Genomic DNA, 19,502 nt, shown 5'->3' with positions numbered 1-19,502 from the left:
AGACCTTCATCGACCGGATGATCGCCCTGGTCGAGGGCGCCGCCCGGCAGAAGACGCCGAACGAGATCGCGCTCAACATCCTGCTCGCGTCGCTGACCATCGTCTTCCTGTTCGCGGTCGTGACCCTGCAGCCGATCGCGATGTACGCACACGCCGAGCAGTCGATGATCATCCTGGTCGCGCTGCTGGTCTGCCTGATCCCCACCACGATCGGCGCGCTGTTGTCGGCGATCGGCATCGCCGGCATGGACCGACTGGTGCAGCGCAACGTGCTGGCCATGTCGGGGCGTGCGGTGGAGGCGGCGGGCGACGTGTCGACGCTGCTGCTGGACAAGACCGGCACGATCACCCTGGGCAACCGGCAGGCGTCCGAGTTCGTCCCGGTGGACGGCGTCACCGAAGCCGAGCTGGCCGACGCCGCGCAGTTGTCCTCGCTCGCGGACGAGACTCCCGAGGGCCGCTCGATCGTGGTGCTCGCCAAGGAGCGGTACGGGCTGCGCGAGCGGCATCAGGGCGAACTCGCACACGCCGAGTGGATCGCCTTCACCGCGCAGACCCGGATGTCGGGCGTGGACCTGAGCGACGACAAGGGCGTGCGGATGGTGCGCAAGGGCGCCGCCTCCGCGATCAACGCGTGGGTGTCCGAGCGCGGCGGCGCCGTCCCGGCCCGGTCCGGCGAACTGGTCGACGGCATCTCCGCCGCCGGCGGCACGCCGTTGCTGGTCGCGGTCGAGGACGTGGACGGCGCCCGGATCCTGGGCGTGATCCACCTCAAGGACGTGGTCAAGGAGGGCATGCGGGAGCGGTTCGACGAACTGCGCCGGATGGGCATCCGCACGGTGATGATCACCGGTGACAACCCGCTGACCGCCAAGGCGATCGCGGACGAGGCCGGCGTCGACGACTTCCTGGCCGAGGCCACCCCCGAGGACAAGCTCGCGCTGATCAAGCGCGAGCAGGCGGGCGGCAAGCTGGTCGCGATGACCGGCGACGGCACCAACGACGCGCCCGCACTGGCCCAGGCCGACGTGGGCGTGGCGATGAACACCGGCACCTCGGCGGCCAAAGAGGCCGGGAACATGGTCGACCTCGACTCCAACCCGACCAAGCTGATCGAGATCGTCGAGATCGGCAAGCAGTTGCTGATCACCCGCGGCGCACTCACCACGTTCTCGATCGCCAACGACGTCGCCAAGTACTTCGCGATCATCCCGGCGATGTTCGCGAGCATCAAGGGCGCCGAGGCGCTCGCCCCGCTGGACAAGCTCAACATCATGCAGTTGGCCACCCCCGAGTCGGCGATCATCTCGGCGGTCATCTTCAATGCCCTGATCATCGTCGCGCTGATTCCGCTGGCCCTGCGCGGTGTGCGCTACCGGCCGATGTCGGCCGACAAGCTGCTCGGCCGCAACCTGCGGATCTACGGTCTCGGCGGCCTGGTCGCCCCGTTCGTCGGGATCAAGCTCATCGACCTGCTCGTCTCGCTCATCCCCGGAATCGGCTGATTCAGATGGCAACCAACTTCAGTACCCGCATCCGTGTCCTGGGCGCATCCCTTCGAGCCTTCCTCGTGCTCACCGTGCTCCTGGGCGTGCTCTACCCGCTGTCCATGACCGGCGTCGCGCAGGCGCTGTTCAAGGACAACGCCGACGGCTCGATGGTCAGCGTCAACGGCAAGGACGTCGGCTCCAGCCTGATCGGCCAGTCCTTCGACCTGGTCGACGCCCAGGGCAACCCGCGCAAGTTCGACGCGGACGGCCGCGAGGTGATCGCCACGGCGGACGGCGCCGGCTACACCTACCTCCAGGGCGGCGGCGCGCTGACCGCCGAGCAGGCCGAAGGGGTCGGCACGCTGCCGGACCCCAGGTGGTTCCAGCCGCGTCCGTCGGCCGCGAATTACGACGGCCTCGCCTCGGGGGCGTCCAACTACGGCCCCGAGAACGCGACCTTCGTCAAGCTCATCGCCGACCGCAAGGCGCAGGTCGCCAAGTTCAACGGCGTGAGCGAGGACCGGGTCCCGGTGGACGCGGTCACCGCGAGCGGATCCGGCCTGGACCCGCACATCTCCAAGGCGTACGCACTGCTCCAGGTGGAGCGGGTGGCCAGGGAGCGCGGCGGCCTGAACGTGGCCGAGGTGCGCGCGCTGGTGGACGAGCACGTGGACGGCGCCGACATCGGATTCATCGGCCAGGAGCGCGTGAACGTGCTGAATCTCAACATCGCGCTCGCCAAGCTCGCCGGCTGATCCCGGCGGTCGTGGTGGGCACGGGGTCGGGGAGTGCCGGTGTCGGTACTCCCCGACCCGAGGCAGAGAATGGGTGACATGGCACGCGGCAAGCTCCGGATCTATCTCGGTGCGGCGCCCGGCGTCGGCAAGACCTACGCGATGTTGGGCGAGGGACAACGTCGGCGCAGGCGCGGCAGCGACGTCGTGGTCGGTTTCGTGGAATGCCACGGCCGACCCACCACCGAGGAAGCACTCGAAGGTCTGGAGGTCGTCCCCCGGCGGGACATGATCCACCGAGGCGGTTCGTTCACCGAGATGGACGTGGACGCCGTCATCGCGCGGCGACCCAAAATCGCCCTCGTGGACGAACTCGCGCACACCAACGTGCCCGGTTCGCGCAACGAGAAGCGCTGGCAGGACATCGAGGAGCTCCTCGACGCCGGGATCGACGTGATCTCGACGGTGAACGTGCAACACCTCGAATCACTCAACGACGTGGTCGAGTCGATCACCGGCGTTCCGCAGCGCGAGACGGTGCCCGACGAGGTGGCCCGCCGGGCCGACCAGATCGAGTTGGTCGACATGGCGCCGGAGGCGCTGCGCCGGCGGATGGCGCACGGCAACGTGTACGCGCCGGAGAAGGTCGACGCGGCACTGTCGAACTACTTTCGGGTCGGCAACCTGACCGCGCTGCGCGAACTCGCGCTGCTGTGGACCGCGGACCGGGTGGACGAATACCTCCAGCAGTACCGCAGCGAACACCGGATCGAGGCCACCTGGCCGGCCCGGGAGCGCATCGTGGTCGGGCTCACCGGCGGCCCGGAAGGGGAAACGCTGCTGCGTCGGGCCGCTCGGATCGCCACCCGCGGCTCCGGCGGCGAACTGCTCGCGGTGTACGTCTCGCGCAGCGACGGTCTCACCGGCGCCTCCCCGGAGGCGCTGGCCAGGCAGCGCGCGCTGGTCGAGTCGCTCGGCGGCACCTTCCACTCGGTGGTCGGCGAGAACGTGCCCACCGCGCTGCTGTCCTTCGCGCGCGGGGTGAACGCGACGCAGATAGTGCTCGGCAGCAGCCGGCGCAAGCCCTGGCAGTACCTGTTCGGCCCGGGCGTGGGCGCCACCGTGGCCGCGCAGTCCGGCGACATAGACACGCACATCGTCACCCACGAGCACGCGGGCGTGGGACGGGTGCTGCGCCCGATGCGCTCCCCGCTGGGGCGCGGCCGGCGGATCGCGTCGTGGGCGGTGGCGGTGATCGGTCCGGCCGCGCTCACCTACACGCTGGACGCGACCCGCGACAGTCACGGCCTGTCCACCGAGATGTTGCTGTTCCTGACGGTCACCGTCATGGTCGCGCTGATCGGCGGACTGTGGGCGTCGATGCTCACCGCCGTGGTGTCCTCGATCCTGCTCAACTACTACTTCACGCCGCCGCTGCACAACCTGACCATCGACGACCCGGAGAACATGCTCGCGCTGGGCATCTTCGTGCTGGTCGCGCTGTCGGTGGCCTCGGTGGTGGACCTGGCGGCCAGACGTACCCATCAGGCCGCGCGAAGTCAGGCCGAGGCGCAGACGCTGAGCTTCCTGGCGGGCAGTGTGCTGCGCGGCGAGCAGGCGCTGCCGGCGCTGTTGGACCGGGTGCGAGAGACGTTCGCGATGGAGTCGGTGGCGCTGCTCCAGCGCGAGGAGCACCACAGCCCGTGGATGTGCGTGGGCAGTGTGGGGCCGCATCCGGCGGTCAGGCCCGAGGACGCGGACGTGGAGGTGCCGGTGTCCGACTCGCTGGCGCTGGCCCTGTCGGGGCGGGTGCTGCCCGCCGAGGACCGCCGGGTGCTCGGCGCGTTCGCCGCGCAGGCCGCGGTGGTCTTGGAGCGCCGGCAGTTGGTCGCCGAGGCGGCCCAGGCGCGCCGGCTCAAGGAGGGCAACCGGATCCGGACCGCGCTGCTGGCCGCGGTCTCGCACGACCTGCGTACGCCGCTGGCCACGATCAAGGCCAGCGTGTCCAGCCTGCGGGCCGAGGACGTGAGCTGGTCGGAGGAGGACGAGGCCGAGCTGTTGGCGGCGATCGAGTTCGGTGCGGACCGGCTGGACACGCTGATCGGAAACCTGCTGGACATGAGCCGGTTGCAGACCGGGACGGTGACCCCGCTGATGGGCGACATCGGCTTGGACGAGGTGGTGCCGGGGGCGTTGGCCGGCGTCGCCGAGGACCGGGTGGCGCTGGACATCCCCGAGACGCTGCCCGCGGTGTGCGCGGACGCGGGCCTGCTGGAGCGGGTGCTGGCGAACGTGGTCGAGAACGCGGTCAAGCACAATCCGCCGGGCCGCCGGGTGCATGTGTCGGCGGGCGCGCTCAAGGATCGGGTCGAGCTGCGGGTGGCCGACCGCGGCCCCGGCGTGCCGGACGAGTTCAAGGAGCGGATCTTCGAGCCGTTCCAGCGCTTGGGCGACGCGCCGAAGGGCAATGGGGTGGGACTCGGCCTGGCGGTCGCGCGTGGCTTCGCCGAAGCCATGGAGGGCTCGCTGACGGCCGAGGACACTCCCGGCGGAGGACTGACGATGGTGCTGGCGTTGCGGACGGCGGGGCTCGCGGGCGCGGGCGAAGCCGAGGGGCGAATCCCCGCGGCCGAGGAGCGAACCACTTGGGAGGAACAACGATGACACGGGTCCTGGTCGTCGACGACGAGCCACAGATCGTGCGGGCCCTGGCCATCAACCTCAAGGCCCGCGGCTATGACGTGGACACCGCGGTGGACGGCACCGCGGCGCTGACCGCCGCCGCCGACCGGCATCCGGACGTGGTGCTGCTCGACCTGGGTCTGCCGGACATCGACGGGGTCGAGGTGATCAAGGGGCTGCGCGGCTGGACCAGGATCCCGATCATCGTGCTGTCCGCGCGGCACGCGTCGGCGGAGAAGGTCGCGGCGCTGGACGCGGGTGCGGACGACTACGTGACCAAGCCGTTCGGGATGGACGAGTTGCTCGCGCGCCTGCGGGCGGCGGTGCGCCGCGCGGTGCCCGAGGAGGAGGCGCCGGTCGTGGTCACCGACTCGTTCACGGTGGATCTCGCGGCCAAACGGGTCTCTCGGGACGGCGCCGACGTGCGGCTGACCCCGACCGAATGGCATCTGTTGGAGGTGCTGGTGAGGCACGCCGGCCGGCTGGTCAGCCAGCGCGCGCTGTTGCAGGAGGTGTGGGGGCCGCAGTACGGGACGGAGACGAACTACCTGCGGGTCTACATGGCCCAGTTGCGCCGCAAGCTGGAGCACGACCCCTCGCACCCTCGGCATTTGTTGACCGAGCCGGGGATGGGTTATCGGTTCGAGGGATAGCTCGCGGCCTCGCCCGGTCGGGCGCGGGCCCGCTCGACGGGCGCTTTCGGGCAGTGGAGGGCCGTTGGATAGGCGGTACCCTTGCCGGCATGAGTGGTAGCGCAGCCGGGGTGGAGCGTCGAACCGGGCGATTGCGGCGGATGCTGGATCGGTGGACCTCCACCCATGAGGAATTGCACGCCGAGGAGCTGCTGCACGACACCCAGCGGCTCGGCTGCACCAAGATCGTGGATGTGGTCGAGCGCGACCTGATCACGGTCGGCGGCACGCTGCGGACGGTGACCTTCCGGCCGCGGGCGGGCGTGCCCGCGCTCGAGGCCGAGCTCTACGACGGTTCGGCCGCACTGTCGGTGGTTTGGCTCGGTCGGCGGCGGATAGCCGGGATCGAGCCGGGGCGGCAGTTGGTCGCCCACGGGCGGGTGAGCACCACTGCGGGCCGCCCCGTCCTGTTCAACCCCAGGTACGAGCTGCGCCCCGTCGGCCGAGAGTGAACGAGTGACCGCCCACATGGAAAAACCCGTCCCCGACGCGGCCGGCGAGCAGCCGGCCCCCACCGACAGCGCGGCGTCGATGATCGCCGCCTTCGGCGGCGTGCGCGGCATGATCGACATGACCGTGCCGGGGTTGGTCTTCGTGATCGCCTTCACGATCAGCCACTCCACCTGGACCTCGGCGATGACCGCCGGCGGCGTCGCGCTGGTGTTCGCGATCGTGCGGATCGCGCGCCGGGAGACCCTGCAACACGCGCTCGGCGGCTTCCTGGGCGTCGCGCTGGCCGGCTGGATCGCGGTCAAGTCCGGCAAGGCCGAGAACTTCTACGCGTTCGGGATGCTGCTGTCCGGCGGCTATGCGCTCGCCTACCTGATCTCCATCCTGGTGCGCTGGCCGCTCATCGGTGTCGTGCTCGGCCCGGCGCTGGGCGAGAACTTCACGTGGCGACAAAACCCCGGCCGATACGCGGCGTACCGCAAGGCCACCTGGGTCTGGTTCGTCATGTTCGTGCTGCGGATCGTGATCCAGATCCCGATCTACTGGACCGGCAACGTCACCGCGCTGGGCATCGCGAAGGTCGCCCTGGGCGTGCCGCCGTTCCTGGTGGTCTGCTACATCACGTGGCTGATCATGTCCAAGGCCCCGCCGCCGGTGAAGCCGGCCGACGAGGACGACGAGGATACCCAGGAGGGCTCGGTGGCGGTCGAGGCCGCGCCGGTCATCGAGCCCAGGGACGAGCGACGGGAAGACCGCTACGCGGATTGAGCGGGCCGGGCCGGCTGCGGGCGAAGCGGTCGGACCGGCCGGCGTCGGCGGGGTCGTGCGGGCGGGTCGGGTGGCGGATGCCCCGGCTCGCCCGATGGGTGACCCGTCGGCCCGGGGTCGCCGCCTTGTCGCGGCGCATGATTCGAGCCGCACCGTGCCCGGGTGCGGTGGGGTGCCGAAGTGATCACCGACGTGATCATTCGGGTGACTCGCCCCGGTCGATTCCGGAGAATTAGGGCCATGTGCGGTCCAATCGGCCATTCCTGCATGATCCCGTAACCGTGCGATTAGCGTCCCCGTTAGACCTCCAGTGAACGAAGGAGGCGGGGACGGTGGCCGGAAACGGTGACCTCATCGCATTGGTAGCGGAAGCCGGTCTCTCCCGGCGCGAACTGGCCCGTTGGGTCAACGCGGTCGCCGAGCGACGCGGGCTGCACCTCGGGTGCAGCCACACCTCGGTGGCCCGTTGGCTGGAGGGTGCCCAGCCGCGTTGGCCGATTCCGGAGCTGTTGGTCGAGGCCCTCGGCCGGCGCCTGGGATGCGAACTCACGGTCGCGGACCTGGGGCTGCGGGATCTGCGGCCACCGAACCCCGACCCCTTCGACGGGCTGAAAGTCGCCCGGACCGCGGCCGAAGTCAGACACGCCGTGGCCGAATTGTCGGAGAGAGACATGAACCGCCGTACCTTCCTGGCCAACACGGCCTTCGGCGTGGGGGCGTTCGCCGCTCCCGCGCTCTTCTGGTCGACCGCGTCCCGGGCCGAGGGTGAGCCCGAGAAGCTCGCCTCGCGCGGCCCCACCACCGTGCGCGACGCGGACGTCCTACGCATCCACCAGACCGTCCTGGCCTTTCGCCGACTCGACCGCGCGCAAGGCGGCGGGGATCTGCGGGACACCGTCGTCAACCACCTCAACGGCGTCGCCCGCACCAAACTGGCCGGCTCCTACGGCGACGAGGTCGGCCGCAGGCTGTTCCGTGCCGTCGCCGAACTCACCGAACTCGCGGGCTGGTTGTCCTTCGATTCCGGCCGGCACGCGCTCGCCCAGCGCTACCACATCCAGGCGCTGCGGCTGGCGCAGGCGGCCGACGACCCGGCCTACGGGGCGTACGTGATGGCCAACATGGCCTGTCAGTCGGTGTACCTGGGGCACGGCTGGGAGGCGGTGCAACTGGCCCAAGCCGCCGAACAGGGGGCCGGCGCCAAGCTGAGCCCGCGGGCGCGGGCGATCGTGGCCGCGATGGAGGCGCGCGGTTACGCGGCGCTGGGCGATCGGCGCGGGTGCGAGCGGGCGATGGGCGTCGCCGAGCGGCACCTGGACGCGGCCGGCACGATCGAGGACGACCCGTCCTGGTGCAACTACTTCGACGAATCGGAGCTGCAACACGAGTTCGCGCACAGCCACCGCGACCTCGGCCTGCCGGACAAGATCCACGACTTCGCGGGCGAGTCGATCAAACTGCGCCGGGCCGGCGCATCCCGCCGGTGTGCCCAGGACACCACTTTCATGGCCGCGGCCCACCTGGCCCAGGGCGACCTGGACGCGGCCTGCGGCAAGGCCACCGAGGCACTGCGGATCGCGGGCAACCTCTCGTCCGCCCAGTGCAACGACTTCCTCGCGGACTTCCGCAGGCGGCTGCGCCCGTACGACAGGGAGCCGATCGCGCGCGCCTTCAGCGAGGAGGCGGACCAGGTCATGGGTGACCTGGCCGCCGCCTGAGCATGCGATCCACCGCACCGTCGGTCAGGCCGACAGCAGTTCTTCCAGTTCCTCTTCGCGGTGCGGCGCCGCGACGAACAGCAGTTCGTCGCCGGCCTCGAGCGAGTCGTCCTTGCCGGGCACCAGCACCCGGCCCTCGCGGATGATCGTCACGAGCGCCGTGTCCTCGGGCCACGCCACGTCACCGACGCGCGTGCCGACGAGGGCGGCGTCGCCCGGGAGGGTGAGCTCGACCAGGTTGGCGTCGCCCTGGCTGAACCGCATCAGGCGGACCAGGTCACCGACGCTGACCGCCTCCTCGACCAGTGCCGACATCAGCCGCGGTGTGGACACCGCGACATCCACGCCCCACGCCTCGTTGAACAGCCACTCGTTCTTCGGGTTGTTCACCCGGGCCACCACGCGGGGGACCCCGTACTCGGTCTTGGCCAGCAGCGAGACGACCAGGTTGGCCTTGTCGTCCCCGGTCGCGGCGATCACCACGTTGCAGCGCTGGAGCGCGGCCTCGTCGAGCGAGGAGATCTCACACGCGTCGGCGAGCAGCCACTCGGCCTGCGGCACACTGTCCACCTTGATGGCGTCCGGGGCCTTGTCGACGAGCAGGACCTCGTGGCCGTTCTCCAACAACTCGGCCGCGATGGAGCGACCCACCGCACCCGCGCCCGCGATTGCGACCCGCATCAGCTCTCCTCCGGCGCTTTTTCGAAGGCCGCCTCGACGGCGGCCACATCCGCCTGGTGCATGACCACGTGCACGAGGTCGCCCTCCTGGATCACCGTCTCGGAGGTGGGCAGGATGCCTTCGCCCAAACGGGTGACGAAGGCTACGCGCGCGCCCGACGCCTGTTCGAGCCGGGTGACCCGGTGGCCCACCCACGCCGAGTTCACGTGCACCTCGGCCAGCTGCACGCTCCCGGACGGGTCGCGCCACAGCGGCTCCGCGCCGCTGGGCAGCAGCCGGCGCAACATCTGGTCCGCGGTCCAGCGCACGGTGGCCACCGTCGGGATGCCCAGGCGTTCGTAGACCTCGGCCCGGCGCGGGTCGTAGATCCGCGCGGCGACGTTCTCCACGCCGAAGGTCTCGCGGGCGACGCGCGCCGCGATGATGTTGGAGTTGTCACCACTGCTGACCGCCGCGAACGCGCCGGCCTCTTCTATACCGGCCTCGCGCAGGGTGTCCTGGTCGAAGCCGATGCCCTTGATCCGGCGGCCGGAGAAGTGCGACCCCAGCCGGCGGAACGCGGACGGATCGCGGTCGATGACCGCCACCGAATGCCCCAGTTCCTCGAGCGTCTGGGCCAGCGTGGATCCCACGCGCCCGCAGCCCATGATGACGATGTGCACGGCCGTCCTTCCGGATATGGTCCGTTGTGCCCGGTCTGATGCTCGTTTGTGGTGTTACCAGGGTGGCAGACCTCGCCGAGACGTTACACGTGGGCGCCTTACGGCATGCCCCCGGCCCGGCGAAAGTCGATGGGCTTACGATCACCTGCGTGTCAAGACTGACCGATCTGTCCAAACGCATCCTCGTCGGCCGAGCCCTGCGCAGCGACAAGCTGTCCGAGACTCTCCTGCCGAAGCGCATCGCGCTGCCCATTTTCGCCTCCGACGCACTGTCCTCCGTCGCGTACGCGCCGGACGAGATCCTGCTCACCCTCTCCATGGCGGGAATGGCGACCTACCACTTCTCGTGGAAGGTCGGTCTGGCCGTCGTCGTGGTCATGTTGACCGTCGTCGCCTCCTATCGCCAGAACGTGCACGCCTATCCCAGCGGCGGCGGTGACTACGAGGTCGCGAGCGTCAACCTCGGGCCCAATGCCGGTTTGACGGTCGGCAGCGCGCTGCTGGTCGACTACGTGCTGACCGTGGCGGTATCGGTCTCCTCCGGGGTGGCCAACATGGCCTCCGCGGTGCCCGCGTTGCAATCGCACAAGGTGCTGTTGGCGGTCGGCCTGGTGCTGTTGTTGATGGCGATGAACCTGCGCGGTGTCCGCGAGTCGGGCAAGCTCTTCGCGGTACCCACCTACGCCTTCATGGCGGCCATCCTGGGGATGACGCTGTTCGGTCTGATCCGCGGCGCCGCGGGCGCGAACATGGAGGCCGAGAGCGCCGGATTCCACATCGAGGCCGAGGACAGCTTCAGCGGCTTCGCCCTGGTGTTCCTGCTCCTGCGCACCTTCTCCTCCGGCTGTGCGGCGCTCACCGGTGTCGAGGCGATCAGCAACGGCGTCCCCGCGTTTCGCAAGCCCAAGAGCAAGAACGCCGCGTCCACGCTGCTGCTGATGGGCACCATCTCGGTGACCATGCTGATGGGCATGCTGGCGCTGGCCAACATGACGAAGGTGCGGTTCGCGGAGAACCCGGCCAGTCAGATCCAGGGAGCGCCCGCCGACTACGAACAAAAGACCGTCGTGGCGCAGGTCGCCGACGCGGTCTTCGGCGGCACGTTCGCCTCGCCGCTGTTCTACCTCGTGCTCGCGGTCACCGGCCTGATCCTGATCCTGGCCGCGAACACCGCGTTCAACGGCTTCCCGGTGCTGGGCTCGATCCTGGCCCAGGACCGCTACCTGCCCCGGCAACTGCACACGCGCGGCGACCGGCTCGCGTTCAGCAACGGCATCATCATGCTGGCCGCGTTCGCGATCGTGCTGATCATCGCCTTCGACGCCGAACCCACCAAGCTGATCCAGCTCTACGTCGTCGGCGTCTTCGTGTCCTTCACGATGAGCCAGGCGGGCATGATCCGGCACTGGACCCGGCACCTGAAGACCGAGACCGACCCGGCCGCGCGCGGCCGGATGATGCGCAGCCGGGTGATCAACGCGTTCGGTCTGTTCATGACCGGCACGGTGCTCGTGATCGTGCTGGTGACCAAGTTCGCCCAGGGCGCCTGGATCGCGATAGCGGCGATGGCCGTGCTGTTCCTGCTGATGAAGCAGATCCGCCGGCACTACGACCGGGTCGCCGCCGAGCTTGCCGCGGTCGAGATCGACGACACCAAGCTGCCCTCGCGCGTGCACGCGATCGTGCTGGTGTCCAAGCTGCACAAGCCGTCCCTGCGGGCACTGGCCTACGCCCGGTACTCGCGCCCCAACGTGGTCGAGGCGGTCACCGTCAACGTCGACCCGGCCGAGACCGAGGCGCTGCGCCGGGAATGGGACGAGCGCGGGATAGAGGTACCGCTCAAGGTGCTCGACTCGCCGTACCGCGAGATCACCCGGCCGGTGATCGAGTACGTGAAGTCGGTGCGCCGGTCCAGCCCGCGCGACGTGGTGAACGTGTACATCCCCGAGTACGTGGTCGGCCGCTGGTACGAGCAGATCCTGCACAACCAGAGCGCGCTGCGGCTCAAGGGTCGGCTCTTGTTCACGCCCGGTGTCATGGTCACCTCGGTGCCGTGGCAGCTCGAGTCGTCCGAGCGGCTGAAGGAGCCCAAGGCGTGGGTCGCGCCCGGTTCGGTGCGGCGCGGGCCGGCGCGGACGCCGCGGGGCGGGGACGCCAAGCGGGGGGCGGCGGCGGAGCGGCCGGAGAAGCGGTCGGGCGGAGAGTCCTGAGCGGGGAGTTCGAGCGGGGGACGTGAACCNCGGGTGCGCGGGCGGCGTGTCACGGAGGTGGGCGCGGGTTCTTCGGGTAGGGACTACCCTGGATGCGCGCCCACCTCCGTGAGGCGCTTTCTTTGTGTCGCCGTGTCGTCCCCGGGCGTCGCCGTCGGGCGCCGCCGGCCGAGGGACCACCGAAGCCCCTGTCGATGTTGTACGAGTTGTATGAGGAGTGCCGTGCCTGTCGGATCGACCACCCCCGAATCGGACCAGTCCCTGCGGGGTGAGCGGTACGAGGTCGAGATCGGCCCGGTCGCTCACGGCGGGCACTGCGTGGCCCGCCACGAGGGCCGCGTCATCTTCGTCCGGCACGGGCTCCCGGGTGAGCGGGCCGTCGTGGAGATCACCGACGGTGGGCCCACCTCGCGCTTCCTGCGCGGCGACGTGGTCGAGGTGCTGGCCGCTTCCCCGGACCGGATCACCCCCGCGTGCCCGGTGGCAGGGCCCGGCATGTGCGGTGGCTGCGACTGGCAGCACGCCAAGCCCGCGGCGCAGCGCCGGCTCAAGGCGGACGTGGTGGCCGAGCAGTTGTTGCGACTCGGCAAGGTCGACGTACACGTCGAGGTCGAGGCCGTGGACAGCCCTCCCGGGATGGCCGAGGGCCTCGGCTGGCGCACCCGGGTGCAGTTCACCGTGGACCCGGCGACCGGCCGCGCGGGCCTGCGCAAGCACCGTTCGCACGACGTGCAGCCGATCGACTCCTGCCCGATCGCGGCGCCCGGCGTCGAGGAACTGGGCATCGAGGCGCACGAGTGGCCCGGCGTGGCCTCGGTCGAGGCGGTCTCCGCGACCGGCTCGCTGGACCGCGCGGTCACCGTGGTGCCCGCGGAGGGCGCGGACGGGCGGATGCCGATCGTCGAGCTGAACCGCGCGGTGTCGGTGTTCCGGGCCGACGACAAGGGCCGGGTGCGCAAGGTGCACGGCCGCCCGGCGGTGCGCGAGGTGGCCGCGGGACGCACCTGGAAGGTCTCGGCGGGCGGCTTCTGGCAGGTGCATCCGGCTGCGGCCGACGTGCTCGTGCAGGCCGTCGTGGAGGGACTGGAGCCGCGACCGGGCGACTTGGCGCTCGACCTGTACTGCGGGGTCGGACTGTTCGCGGGGGCGATCTCCGAGCGGCTGGCGGACAGCGACACGATCATCGGGATCGAGAGCTCCAAGCAGGCGGTCGAGGACGCGATCCACAACCTTCGGGACGTGCCGGGTGCGCGCTTCGAGACCGGCACGGTGGAGAAGGTGCTGAGCCGGGCCGGCTTCCTGCGCCGCGCCGACATCGTGGTGCTCGATCCGCCGCGCGCGGGCGCGGGCAAGGCGGTCGTCGAGCGGATCGCCCGACTGACCCCGCGTCGGGTGGCGTATGTGGCGTGCGACCCGGCGGCGCTGGCGCGGGATGTGGCGTACTTCGCGGGCTTCGGGTTCAAGCTGCGGTCGGTGCGGTCGTTCGACCTGTTCCCGAACACGCATCACGTGGAGTCGGTGGCGATTTTGGAGCCGGCGCCTCGGGAGGCCAGGCGGGACGGTGGGCGGGGGCGGCGTTGAGGGTTGGCGGCTGAGGCTTGAGGGCTTGAGGGCTTGGGTCGTCGGCTCGTCGGGCTGCTGGGCTGCTGGGTCGCTGCCGTTGGGCTGGGGCTTGAGTCGATCTTGATGCGGGTCGGCGGAAGGTTGTAGGGCGTTTTTGTACAGGGCCGTCCCGGCTTGGTCGGGGCGGCCCTGGTGCGTGTCGGGGTGGGTGTGCGGTCCGGGTTGGCTTGGTGTGGCTTGGCTTTGCTTGGGTCGGTTTCGGCTCGGCTCGGGTTCGGCTCGGTCGGGTTCGGTTCGGCTCGGCTCGGCTCGGTCGGGCTCGGTTTGGTTGAGGGTGGGTCGTCGGGGTTCGGTGGGTGTGGACTTGGGGCGGGCTGTGGATGTGCCCGGGTGTGGGCCCGGTCAGGTGGGTTGCGGGGGTGCTTGCGGGTCGGTCCACCACGCTTCGGCCGGGTGGGTGGCGTAGCGGCTGCCGGTGCGGGGGCGTGGGCGGGCGGATGTGGAGGGGGTGGTGAGGGCGCCGCCGGTGGAGGGGGTGGTGGTTGGGGTGGTCACCCACGTGGGTGACCCGGGAGTGAGGGCGGTGGCATCCCGGGCGGTGCCGCCGAGGAGGTCGGGGACGGGCCCGGCGGCGTGCGCGGCGTCGTGGGTGGCCGGCGGACGGTCGCCGATGCCGCCCACGCCGCGCAGGCCGGGCGCGACCCGGATGCCGGTCACCGGGGCGATCGGGGGCGATGGCGGTGGGGCCGCGCGGCGCACGCGCGGGCCGATCCCGGCCGGATGGACCTGGCGGGGTTCGCGGGGCAGCGGGGTGCCCACGACGGATGGTGCCGGTGGCGCGGGCGGGAGCGCGCAGGCGATCGCGGGGGGCGGGGGGAGAGCGGCTGCGGGAGTGGTCGGGGGATCGGGCGGGAGCGCGGCCGGCGTGATGGCGGCCATGCAGGTGGCCGCTGGTGGCGGTGGCGGTGCTGCGGGCGCCTGGGGTGCCGCGAGGGCCTCGGATGCCGCAGGTACCGCCACGGGTTCCGGGGGTTCCGGCGGCTCACAGGATGCCGTTGGGATGGCGGGGGATGGGGGCGAAGGCCGGTTCGAGGTGTCCGTCGACGTCGGTACGGCTTCGAGGGAGGCGGGGTCGACGGTGTCGATGTGGTCGCGGCAATCGATGGGACCGGCGGAGCCGCTGGGATCGGTGGGTGGGGCGGTGGCTGCCGCGCACGGTCGGGTCGGGTTCGGGCCGCCGGTGATCGCGGCCGGTCGAGTGGCGCCCGACGTGTTGTCGGCGCGCGGTGGCCGGGGCAGGACGGGCAGCCGCTCGCCGAGGTCGCGATACACGCCCTCCAGACGCGCGGCGGCGACCTTGGCGGCGGTCGGGTCGGTGGCGTGCTCCTGGGCCAGGCTCAGCGCGCGGGCCGCCTCGTCGAGGTGCTCGTGCAGCGCGATGCCCTGGGCGGCCAGCCGATCTGCGGCGTCGGCCAGCGAGTGACAGCGTGCGGTGAATCGCTCGGCGCCGCCGCCGGTCCAGATCCGCGAGCCGCGTCGGCCGGTCTCGGCGAGCGCATCGCGCAACTCGGCCAGCCGGGCGGCGGCCAGCCGCCAGCCGTCGGCCGCCGCGCCGACCTCGCCGGGGCGGGCCGCGTGGATCGCTGCGTACGCGTCCACGGCCTCGGGGGCGCTCATCGCGAGGCCGCCGTACGCAACAGCGTGCCGACCTCGGTCTCGGTGGAGGTGAACCGGTCGGCGGTGCGACCGAGTTCGGTGTGAGTGGTGGCCAACTCGGCCCGAATCTGCGCCAGTAGCTCCACCATCCGGGCCGCGGCGAGACGGTGCCGCTCGGTCAACTCGGCGGCGCCCGGAAGCGCTCCCAGGGCGTCGGTGCCCAGTGCGGTGTAGGCCGCGACCCGGGCCGGCTCGGCGAAGCAGCCGCGGGCGAGATAGTCGGCGCCGATGTTGTGCAGGCGCCGAACCAGTCCGTGCAATTCGCCGGTATCGACCGCGTAGCCCGTCGTGCCTGCGCCGTCGGTGCGGGACATGCCACCACCCCCTGAAGTGTGCTGAGCCGTGTGCTCGTGCTGCCTACTGCGTGCTGCCTGTTCGTGCCGGCGTGCGGTGTGCCGGCATGCCGATTGCCTGCGGGCGCCGCTGCCCACAGGCGCCGGCCTGAAGGTGACGCTCGCTCGGGAGCCGATCGAGGCGCCTTCTCGGGAAACGATCAGGTTGGCACGCGGTCACTCTGTGTGCCGGCTCCCTGTGGACAACCTCCACGTACGTCACCCCGACGAGTGAAACGCCGCCAAAATCCGCTTGGTTGTCCACAGATTGTTCGACAGCGGGCGATTCGTCCGACTCTCGGGCGCAATCTGGGGACGTCGTGAACACACCGGACGGACTCCGGGCGGCCGGACAAGCACTGCACGAGGGAGCGACCATGCACACCATCGAGACGTTCGCCGAACTGGACGACGAGCTGGCCACCGTCGATTCCACGCCACGCGCGCTGGCCGCCGTCGCACTCGCGCTGCACACCGTGCAGGAGGTGGTGCACGCGTGGAGCGGCAAGCCGGACCGAGGCGGCTGCCTGTGTCGGGTCGCCGACGAACTCGGGGACGCGCGGGAGATCGTCGGCCGGATCGTGGGCCCCGAGAGCACCACGGTCGTTCCGCTGCCGGGCGGGGATCCGGCCGGCGTGCCGATCGCGGGCGCGGCCCGGGTGCTCGGACGGGCGGCCAGGTTGCTCACCCTGCTGGCCCGACAGGGGGTGGCGGACAACCCCTGCGGGGACTGGGCCCGATTGAGGCCCGCCGAGCGCCGGGCCTGCGCGGCGGCGTGGGCGATCGTCTTTCGCAACCTGGTTCGGCTGCGCGCGGCCGAGGAGACCGCGACATGGTCGGGCCGACCGCATCGGCACGCCCCGGCGATCCCACCGCGCCGGCGCCGCGCCGCGGCACACGTGGTGCCCTTTCCGGCACGGCTCGCGTGATCGAGTCCCGGGCGGTGCGCTCGATCCGCTCCCTCGGGGCCGGCCCGACCGGCGCCGGTGCGGCGCGTGCGGTCGCGCCCGGCGTGGTGCGGGCGCTCGGGGCCCGCGTGACGTTCGTCTCCGGGAGAGGATGGGCGTATGGATCTCCGTATCTTCACCGAACCCCAGCAGGGCGCGACCTACGACACGCTCCTGAGCGTGGCCAGAGCCACCGAAGACCTCGGCTTCGGGGCCTTCTTCCGCTCGGACCACTATCTGCACATGGGCGGCGACGGCCTGCCCGGTCCCACCGACGCGTGGATAACCCTCGCCGGATTGGCCCGGGAGACCAAGCGCATCCGGCTGGGCACGCTGATGACGGCGGCGACGTTCCGGTTGCCGGGCGTGCTCGCGATCCAGGTCGCGCAGGTCGACGCGATGTCCGGTGGTCGGGTCGAACTGGGCATCGGCGCGGGCTGGTTCGAGCAGGAGCACACCGCCTACGGGATTCCGTTCCCGCGCGAGAAGTTCGGCCGGCTCGAGGAACAACTGGACATCCTGACCGGCCTTTGGGACACCCCGGTCGGCGACACCTTCCACTACGACGGGCGCTACTACTCGCTGGCCGACTCGCCGGCACTGCCCAAGCCCGCGCAGCGTCCGCACCCGCCGATCCTGATCGGCGGCTTCGGCGCCAAGCGCACGCCGGCGCTGGCCGCGCGCTTCGCGAACGAGTTCAACGTCCCGTTCGGATCGGTGCAGACGAGCGCGCAGCAGTTCGACCGTGTACGCGACGCGCTCGTCGAGCACGGCCGCAAGACCCAGGACATGGTCTTTTCGAACGCGCTCGTGGCCTGCGTGGGCAAGGACGACGCCGAGGTGGCCCGGCGCGCCGAGGTGATCGGCCGCGAAACAGCCGAACTCAAGGAGAACGGCCTGGCCGGTTCGCCTGCCGAAGTGGTCGACAAGATCGGCCGGTTCGCCGAGGTCGGCTCGTCTCGGATCTACTTCCAGGTCCTGGACCTGCACGACCTGGACCACTTGGAGCTGATCGCCTCGGAGGTGATGTCCCAGCTCGGCTGAGCCGACGGGCCCAGCACCGTCCGGGACGCGGGAAAGGGCCCTGTCGCAGCCCGTGCGCTGCGACAGAGCCCCTCTTTCACCCCACCGCCCCGGTGCTACGGCGGGCGGTCGTCGAGAGTGTTCCCTCGTCGTCAGACGGTCGCCGGAGTGTCCCCGTCGTCCGTGCCGAAGGTGCCGCTGCCGGCGAGCAGCGCGCTGCGGGTGCCGCGTGCGCGGTACCACATGACGCCGCCGATCAGCAGGAGCGTGCCACCGGCGGTGCCCAGCAACCGCGGATCCAGCAGGGCACCGGTGTGCGCGAGGCCACCGCCGCCACCGCCGTTACCGCTTCCGGCGGAGGTGCCGGAGGCGGTGCCGGTCGTGGTGCCCGTGGTCGTCCCGGTAGTGGTGCCGGTGGTGGTGCCGGCGGTGTCCCCTGCGGTCGACCCGGTGGTGGTGCCGGTCGTGGTGCCCGCTGTCGTACCGGCGGTGGTTCCGGCCGTCGTGCCGGTCGTCGTGCCGGCGCTCGAACCGTTGGTCGCCCCGGCGCGGACTCGCCGAAGTGTGAACGGAAGTTCCACCTTCGTACCGGAGGGAGTCGCGGTGACGGTCAGCACGTAGTTCCCGTCGACCCACGGTGCCGCGTCTCGGGGGAAGATCGCCTGATTGGCGACGAAGTCGCCCTTGTCGCTCGTCTTGTCCTTCAACAGTTCCGTGGACGGGAAGGCGGCGTCGCCCTGCTTCGTGATGACGGCCGTGAAGTCCTCCTTGGCCGGGAAACCGTTCAGGCTCAGGTGGACACTGACCGGGACCGCATCCGGGATCGACACGGTGTCGTCGAAGCGCCCGGAGGGGATGACCCGCTCGACGACCTTCCAGGTGCCGTTGGTCGCGAACAGGTCGACGCGCGCGAGGTCTTCGACCAGCACGGTCCCGCTGTCGTCGAGGCACTGGGCGCGAACGTGGTAGTTGCCGTTCTGCGGAGACTCGATCTGGAAGATGCGCTTGTTCGTGAGTACGGGCTTACGGTCCGTAGGCAAGGCCGGTGGAGTGAACCCGCCGAGGCGCTCCTCCGCGTCGCTCCCCGGGGACTTCATCCAGAACAGGAACTTGGTCGCCGTCGAGGGGCACGCCTTCGAGGAAGCGAGGGTGATCTTCTGGTCCATCGGCCCCGTGTCGGGCGTGACCACCAGCGTCTCGTCGTTTCCGGTCGGCGGGGTGGTCGGCGGGGTCGTGGGTGGTGTCGTGGGCGGGGTGGTCGGGGGAGTGGTCGGCGGGTCGGTGGTCGGCGGCGTGGTCGGTGGAGCGACCGCGGTCCACGTCCTGCCGTCGGGGCCGTCGGCCGTCGTGATGTCGATCGACGCGAGTTCGTTCAGCACGAGTCCCGCGTTGTCCAGGCACTCCGAAGCCAGCTTGAACGTGCCGGTCAACACCGTGCTCCCCAAGAAGAGCCGGATCTCCGCGGGCCGAACCGGGATCCGGTCCTCGGGCAGCGGATCGCCCAGGGATCCGCCGATCAACCGCGGCGTGGTCAAGGTGCCGCCGGATACGACCCAGCGGAAGTTGGTGGCCGGTTGCGGGCACGGCGCGGTGGCCTTCAACGTCACGAGGGTGGCGCTGGTACCGGTGCCCGGGTCGACGATGATCGTCGGCGCGGGCGAGCCCCCGTCGGCGGCCGCCGCGATGGTCGGCAGCGCCGACAGCACGAGCAGCCCGGCTCCGCACGATGCCAACACGCGCGCGAGTCTTAGGCTCATCAGGTCAACTCCGTTGAGAAGTAAAGGAAACGGGGACGGATCGCAAGTGGGCCACCGGGATGAATCCCGGCGGCCCA

General features: G+C 70.9%; 16 protein-coding genes. 11 read left to right on the top strand and 5 right to left on the bottom strand.

The features are described 5' to 3' along the window. The 7 genes from kdpB to A3IC_RS57640 form a co-directional block, all read left to right on the top strand. A partial coding sequence (gene kdpB, locus A3IC_RS0131920) for a potassium-transporting ATPase subunit KdpB (protein WP_020554148.1) occupies positions 1–1,505 on the top strand: 1,505 nt, incomplete at its 5' end. A 5-nt stretch (positions 1,506–1,510) separates the two neighbouring features. Further along, positions 1,511–2,245, top strand: coding sequence for a potassium-transporting ATPase subunit C (locus A3IC_RS0131915; protein WP_020554147.1), 735 nt, complete (start codon positions 1,511–1,513; stop codon positions 2,243–2,245). Between the two features lie 78 nt (positions 2,246–2,323). Continuing rightward, positions 2,324–4,888, top strand: coding sequence for a sensor histidine kinase (locus A3IC_RS0131910; RefSeq protein WP_026218986.1), 2,565 nt, complete (start codon positions 2,324–2,326; stop codon positions 4,886–4,888). Beyond that, entirely contained in the window at positions 4,885–5,559 is a 675-nt protein-coding gene (locus A3IC_RS0131905; RefSeq protein ID WP_020554145.1) for a response regulator, read from the top strand. The genes A3IC_RS0131910 and A3IC_RS0131905 overlap by 4 nt, the downstream gene beginning before the upstream one ends. An 89-nt stretch (positions 5,560–5,648) precedes the next feature. After that, entirely contained in the window at positions 5,649–6,050 is a 402-nt protein-coding gene (locus A3IC_RS0131900; protein WP_079026800.1) for an OB-fold nucleic acid binding domain-containing protein, read from the top strand. A 16-nt stretch (positions 6,051–6,066) separates the two neighbouring features. Next, on the top strand, positions 6,067–6,816 hold the full coding sequence (locus A3IC_RS0131895; RefSeq protein WP_040877469.1) for a DUF3159 domain-containing protein: 750 nt from the start codon (positions 6,067–6,069) through the stop codon (positions 6,814–6,816). A gap of 332 nt (positions 6,817–7,148) precedes the next feature. Then, positions 7,149–8,534, top strand: coding sequence for an NsdA family TPR-like regulatory protein (locus A3IC_RS57640; RefSeq protein WP_020554142.1), 1,386 nt, complete (start codon positions 7,149–7,151; stop codon positions 8,532–8,534). Positions 8,535–8,558: 24 nt separating this feature from the next. Here A3IC_RS57640 and A3IC_RS0131885 read toward each other — a convergent pair whose 3' ends face one another. Continuing rightward, positions 8,559–9,215 (bottom strand): potassium channel family protein, encoded by a 657-nt coding sequence (locus tag A3IC_RS0131885; RefSeq protein WP_020554141.1) that lies wholly within the window; start codon positions 9,213–9,215, stop codon positions 8,559–8,561. After that, positions 9,215–9,895 carry a potassium channel family protein gene (locus A3IC_RS0131880; protein WP_281174551.1) on the bottom strand — a complete coding sequence of 227 codons (681 nt, stop codon included), beginning with the start codon at positions 9,893–9,895 and terminating at the stop codon, positions 9,215–9,217. The genes A3IC_RS0131885 and A3IC_RS0131880 overlap by 1 nt, the downstream gene beginning before the upstream one ends. Before the next feature lie 131 nt (positions 9,896–10,026). Between A3IC_RS0131880 and A3IC_RS0131875 the strand changes: the two genes are divergently transcribed. Next, on the top strand, positions 10,027–12,087 hold the full coding sequence (locus tag A3IC_RS0131875) for an APC family permease (protein WP_020554139.1): 2,061 nt from the start codon (positions 10,027–10,029) through the stop codon (positions 12,085–12,087). A gap of 210 nt (positions 12,088–12,297) precedes the next feature. Further along, the gene (locus A3IC_RS0131870; RefSeq protein WP_052173906.1) at positions 12,298–13,668 is read left to right on the top strand and encodes a class I SAM-dependent RNA methyltransferase; all 1,371 of its coding nucleotides are present in this window, start codon (positions 12,298–12,300) and stop codon (positions 13,666–13,668) included. Between the two features lie 384 nt (positions 13,669–14,052). Here A3IC_RS0131870 and A3IC_RS0131865 read toward each other — a convergent pair whose 3' ends face one another. Both A3IC_RS0131865 and A3IC_RS0131860 read right to left on the bottom strand, forming a co-directional pair. After that, the gene (locus tag A3IC_RS0131865; RefSeq protein ID WP_026218985.1) at positions 14,053–15,327 is read right to left on the bottom strand and encodes a hypothetical protein; all 1,275 of its coding nucleotides are present in this window, start codon (positions 15,325–15,327) and stop codon (positions 14,053–14,055) included. Continuing rightward, positions 15,324–15,680: a hypothetical protein gene (locus A3IC_RS0131860; protein WP_020554137.1), complete on the bottom strand. Its 357-nt coding sequence runs from the start codon at positions 15,678–15,680 to the stop codon at positions 15,324–15,326. Before A3IC_RS0131860 ends, A3IC_RS0131865 begins: the two co-directional genes overlap by 4 nt. Before the next feature lie 395 nt (positions 15,681–16,075). Here A3IC_RS0131860 and A3IC_RS0131855 point away from each other — a divergent pair, with 395 nt between their 5' ends. Both A3IC_RS0131855 and A3IC_RS0131850 read left to right on the top strand, forming a co-directional pair. After that, a complete protein-coding gene (locus A3IC_RS0131855) occupies positions 16,076–16,627 on the top strand; it encodes a hypothetical protein (protein WP_158696171.1) in 552 nt (183 codons plus the stop codon). A gap of 138 nt (positions 16,628–16,765) precedes the next feature. Further along, positions 16,766–17,689 carry an LLM class F420-dependent oxidoreductase gene (locus A3IC_RS0131850; protein WP_020554135.1) on the top strand — a complete coding sequence of 308 codons (924 nt, stop codon included), beginning with the start codon at positions 16,766–16,768 and terminating at the stop codon, positions 17,687–17,689. Between the two features lie 131 nt (positions 17,690–17,820). Here the strand turns inward: A3IC_RS0131850 and A3IC_RS70245 are convergent, their stop codons facing one another. Next, entirely contained in the window at positions 17,821–19,425 is a 1,605-nt protein-coding gene (locus A3IC_RS70245; protein ID WP_191864164.1) for a hypothetical protein, read from the bottom strand. Between the last annotated feature and the right edge of the window lie 77 nt (positions 19,426–19,502).

This window comes from Embleya scabrispora DSM 41855 (genome assembly GCF_000372745.1).
Taxonomy (GTDB): Bacteria; Actinomycetota; Actinomycetes; order Streptomycetales; family Streptomycetaceae; genus Embleya; species Embleya scabrispora.
The sequence above is the reverse complement of the archived record's forward strand: the minus strand, read 5'-3'. Positions and strand labels throughout refer to the sequence as shown.